This is a genomic window from Kosmotoga sp. (genome assembly GCF_982836095.1).
This window is the reverse complement of record NZ_CEYIHJ010000096.1, coordinates 1-4899: the sequence shown is the minus strand read 5'-3', so window position 1 is coordinate 4899 and position 4899 is coordinate 1. Positions and strand designations below refer to the sequence as shown.

Sequence of the window (4899 nt, the reverse complement as noted above, 5' to 3'; positions counted from 1 at the left end):
TACTACAAGAACAACTGCGCCTATTATCATCTAACCACCTCCATGCTTTATTCTTAACTTACTTGAGGTCCCTGCAAATCCTCTTCAAGGTAACTAAAGGTTTCATTTTCAAAAAGAAATAGATTTTTCTTTTTGGCTGCTTTTTGATAGAGCTTCAAAAACTCAAGTGGGTGACCAACTGTCTCTACAAGAGCTTTTCTACCAAAGGTATCCTCGATTTCAAGTGCCATTCTGCACCCTGCGGGAACAATGAAAGAGTTCAAAAGCCACGCTTTGCTCTTCATGCTCTCAAGATCTCCTTCATACTCACCATGATGATATCCCAGATACAGTTCCTGCAAAATGTCTAAATAGCCGCTGAACTCATCTTCGATCTTTTCTCTGAATTCCTTCAACTTATTCATTGTAGGAAGGTCCCTGGCATCTGAAACACAGTTTGCTATACCCTCAGCTTCTAAAATCACGAATTTTTCCACAATCAAATCCTTTACCGAATCGGGATCAAATTCAAGTTCTTCTACCACTGATTCACGCCCGGCATGATGCGCAAGATGAGTACACATGGAAACAAGCCCCTCTTTTCCCACTTCCAGGGCAAACAGCGGGTCACAATAAGCACTCCGTGATGTAAGCCGGGCATTTCGAGGCATTGGGGTTAAGTAAAGCTCAAAACTCTTGAAAGAGGCATTTGAAGGAAGATATGCTTTTGCCTTTTCGATGACTTCCTCCCAGATAGCATCTTCATCAGGCAAAATTTCAGCGGCAAAATCCAGGACATCCTTCTCTCTTTCCTTCAATCTTTCAATGTAGTAAACAAGCTCTGCAGCATCTTTTGATAATCCGGCTTCAGAAAAGTTTTTTAGAAAGACTGCTTTGAGAACCTGTTCTTCTTCATCTTTGCTTATACTGAATTCATTGAACATATCATTTAAGATAGATCCTTTTACCGTTTTGATTTTCTCCTCAAGGCTCATATCTTGTGATTTGATCAACTCAGTTAACAGAAAAACAGATTCAAAGTGTATCCAACTCATTACATCCCCTCCCGATTCATCGTGCTTGATTATATCATTTCATTCTCATTGTATGCCAGATTCCCAAATAGTACATTGATTTCAAGGCTAATTTTAAGTTTCTTAAAGAACAATTGACAACCCATAGCAGATATGATAAACTATGCTCATTATATGAACAACGTTCACTTATTGAAGGGATGTGAAATTCGATGAAGACACTTATTATCTACACCAGCAAGACCGGAACGACGGAGAAATGTGCTAAAAAGTTATCGGCGGCTCTTAAGTCGGAAACTAGACTGCTAAAGCTGAGAGACGCGGCAAAAGAAAACCTTGGGGCATACGATGCTATTATCTTCGGAAGTTATATTCACATTGGAAAAGTACCTTCAAAGCTGCAAAAATTCATTGGAAAGCATCCAGAACTTATGGAGAAGAAACTCGGGTTATTCCTTTGTATGGGTGATACAGCTGAAAAACTCGATGAATACCTTGCAAACAATTTTAATGAGCGCTTTTTGAATCATTGCAGTGTAAAAGGTTATTTTGGTGGGGAATTCAATTTTGAAAAAATGGGTTTTGTCATCAGAAAAATGATCAAAAAAATGTCTGAAGGAAAAGAACTTCCTTCTGTAAAGGTAGAAAACATCGAAAGTTTCGCGAGAAAATTCGAAGGGTGAACAAGATGGTAGATAAAGAAAAAAGAATCAAAAAGCGCAGGGAATATTTCGTAAAAGCCACCAGAGAAATCATTGAAGAAGAGGGCATGGAAGGCTTGAATGTTAGAAAAATCGCAGAGAGAGCCGGGTACGCTCCAGCAACCATTTACAATTACTTTGGCAATCTGAATAGCTTGCTCAACGCTGTTATGGATAGTTATGCCGCCGACATAATGAAATGGCTTCAAGACAAGCTATCATTGAATTTACCCGCAGCAAAAAAACTGAAAGCTATGTACATGGAATTTGCACGGTTCTTTCTCGAAAAGACTGAATTGTTCAAGATCATATTCATGAACGAAAGCCTTGGAACTGTTGAAGATGAATCAATGATGCCTAATTTCGCTGAAATGTACCAGCTGAGAATCGGGCTTTTTCACGCTCTTGCAGATGAATACAGCTACTCAAAGGATGATGCATTAAGGTTGGAAGGAATCATAACCCCGATGCTCTTTGGAATGTTTTATGCCCGAAGATTTGGCATTTCCCGGCTTGAGCCAGAAAGGTTTCTTCAGGAATTGAAATCAAATATAGAATATCTGATACCAGAATCGAGGGATTGATTAATGAAAAAAACAGCAAAACGCGTTCTTATTGTAGTTGTTGCGGCCATTGTGCTTTTTGGCTGTTTCGTTGTCATCAAGCTATCAGCCGAATATGCTCAAATGAAGAAAGAGCTGGAAACCATTGTACTTTCAGACATTGATTGCTCCAATCTCAAAGATGGAAACTACCATGGAAATTACAAGCTTGGGCTTGTCAGTGCGAGGGTTCGTGTGAGAATTGACGATGGAAAGATAAGTGATATTGAGATAATCGAGCATGTAACAGGAAAAGGCAAAAAAGCCGAAGAAATAATCAACAGCGTTATAGAAGAACAAAGTGTCAAGGTCGATATAATAAGTGGCGCAACATTCAGCAGCAAAACCATATTAAAAGCAATTGAGAATGCGTTAGACAACGAAGTGCAAACTATGTAATTTGCTTTTTAAGTTGAATTTGTGTATAATGAACTGAGAATTACAATATTTCTTCATCGGGAGGTGGTGCTGAATGAGCAGGAGAATATCAAGACATATAAACAAGTTCATAAGCTCAATTCGGCATAGCGTAGCTTTCCCGACGTCTTTTTTCTTTTAGCTTATAAAACAAACATATAAACATACATATTTAGAACCCTTTGAAAGCCACGCTGTGCTAAAGCGGTGGCTTTTTTATTTCTAATACTAAAACCAAAGACCACGGCTTAGGCCGTGTTTTTTTATGGAGGTAGAGAGATTTGAGAGGAATAGTGGTAAATGTTCAGAAGGGTCTTTACAGAGTGAGAAATGCTGGTACACAGGAAGAAGTGGACTGTACTCTCAGAGGTAAACTCTTTAAACAAAGCCGGACAACCAAAACGCTTGTTGTAGTGGGAGATTATGTCGAATTCCAGCCTGTTGTAGGCGGTAGGGGGGTAATAACTTCAGTAGAAAAGCGAAAAAGCAAGTTAGTCAGAAAAGGAGCAGGCCCAAAAGGGGTGCACCTTGAACAAATAATAGCCGCTAATATCGATCAGGCAATTCTTGTTTTTGCGGTTAAAGATCCAGAATACAACAAAAATCTTATAGAGCGATATATTGTCTCAGCTAAACATGGTGGAATTGAGCCAATAATCTGCTTCAATAAGATAGACCTTATAGAAAAACTCGAAATTCTTGAAGATATCGAAGAATATCAAGCCCTCGGTTATAAAACGTTGCTAACCAGCACAGTTACAGCTGAGGGTATCGAAGAATTGAAGGCTCTCCTAAAAGGCAAAACCTCGGTATTCACTGGGAGTTCAGGCGTTGGAAAATCTTCACTTGTTAATGTGATATTTGAAGAAGAAAAAGCAAAGACCAGCTCGGTCAGCACCAGTCATTATAAAGGGAGGCACACAACAACCTCTTCACAGGTTTATGAACTCCCCTTTGGGGGAAAAATAATAGATGTTCCCGGAATGAGAGAGTTTGGAGTCATTGATGATGGATCGGGGATCGCCAACGCCTTTCAAGACATTGTAGAACTTTCAAAAAAATGCAGGTTCAGAGATTGCAAGCACATAGATGAGCCAGGATGTGCGGTAAAAGAGGCGGTTGAATCAGGAATTCTGGAAGAACGGAGGTACAAGAATTACATAAAACTCAGGGGAAGATAATGTTCATTATTGTTTTATCAGTTCAAAAATCCCCGAAATGGAAAGTGCACTGTAAACCAAAAGGAGCCCCAAAATAATGTTTACAATCTTTCCATAGTTAGAAAAAAAGCGCTGGAAAAGCACACCAAAAACTGTCCAGCTCGAAATCGCTGAAAAAGCGACGAGAGACATAAAAAGGGAAAACAGAATCAAGGCGATGGCGGAGGTGTAATAAGGGATTACAAAATTAGCCATGACCGTTATCCCAAAAAGAATTCCCTTTGGATTAGCAAATTGCATGGCAAAACCCACAAGATAATTGTTGAAGTTTGTCCGGGCATCTTTGACTTGCTTATGCGGTATCATTACGTTGATACCAAGATAGCCAATATATAAAGCTCCAAAAACTCTTATATAGGGCTTGATTTCCGGCATCAGTTTTTCAAGTGCCATGTTGAAAATCCCACTCAAGATTAAAAGCGTGAAAAATCCTGAAGCAACACCTAAAAGGAATTTCAAAGTTTTCCTATACCCAAAACGGTTACCGTTGGCCATGGACATTATGTTATTTGGTCCCGGAGTGAAGCTCATAGTAAGAACATATGCCAAAAAGGGAAACAATGGAAACACAGCTATCCCACCTCAAAATGTATTAGCTTATATTACCATAAACGCGTGATTTCCTAAAATGAATGAGGAAGGAAGTCGAGAGAGTTGCTGCTAAAACGCGCTATGAATTGCTAACGCAATTGCTCTGAACTCCTGCAGAGTTGCCCTGAACCGCTCCGCGGTTGCCTTGAATTGCTAGCGCAATCGACTATGGAACAGGGTCTAGGGTCTAGTTGTGGTTTAGATGTTCTTACTCTCAGTTCTTGCCATGGCGACAGCCGCCTCATACCACACTGGTTCTTACCAGCAAAAACCTGCTATGAACTGCTTGCGCAGTTGCTTTGAACTTCTAACGAAGTTGCCATGAACCGCTTCGCGGTTGACTATAAGACAGGGC

6 protein-coding genes are annotated in these 4899 nt (G+C 39.9%); 4 read left to right on the top strand and 2 right to left on the bottom strand.

The genetic code is table 11. The features are described 5' to 3' along the window. Positions 1-53 precede the first annotated feature (53 nt). Complete coding sequence (locus tag AC3LHT_RS07085; RefSeq protein WP_488662407.1) at positions 54-1034, bottom strand: DUF5700 domain-containing putative Zn-dependent protease; 981 nt, start codon at positions 1032-1034, stop codon at positions 54-56. 191 nt (positions 1035-1225) lie between these two features. Between AC3LHT_RS07085 and AC3LHT_RS07080 the strand changes: the two genes are divergently transcribed. The 4 genes from AC3LHT_RS07080 (at position 1226) to rsgA (ending at position 3914) form a co-directional block, all read left to right on the top strand. After that, positions 1226-1696, top strand: a complete 471-nt coding sequence (locus AC3LHT_RS07080) for a flavodoxin domain-containing protein (protein WP_290646964.1) — start codon at positions 1226-1228, stop codon at positions 1694-1696. A 5-nt stretch (positions 1697-1701) separates the two neighbouring features. Beyond that, a complete protein-coding gene (locus AC3LHT_RS07075) occupies positions 1702-2298 on the top strand; it encodes a TetR/AcrR family transcriptional regulator (RefSeq protein WP_290646965.1) in 597 nt (198 codons plus the stop codon). A 3-nt stretch (positions 2299-2301) separates the two neighbouring features. Continuing rightward, entirely contained in the window at positions 2302-2715 is a 414-nt protein-coding gene (locus tag AC3LHT_RS07070; RefSeq protein WP_488662406.1) for an FMN-binding protein, read from the top strand. A gap of 299 nt (positions 2716-3014) precedes the next feature. Beyond that, entirely contained in the window at positions 3015-3914 is a 900-nt protein-coding gene (gene rsgA, locus AC3LHT_RS07065; protein WP_488662405.1) for a ribosome small subunit-dependent GTPase A, read from the top strand. A gap of 6 nt (positions 3915-3920) precedes the next feature. Here the strand turns inward: rsgA and AC3LHT_RS07060 are convergent, their stop codons facing one another. Further along, positions 3921-4523 carry a LysE family translocator gene (locus AC3LHT_RS07060; RefSeq protein WP_290665821.1) on the bottom strand — a complete coding sequence of 201 codons (603 nt, stop codon included), beginning with the start codon at positions 4521-4523 and terminating at the stop codon, positions 3921-3923. Positions 4524-4899 lie beyond the last annotated feature (376 nt).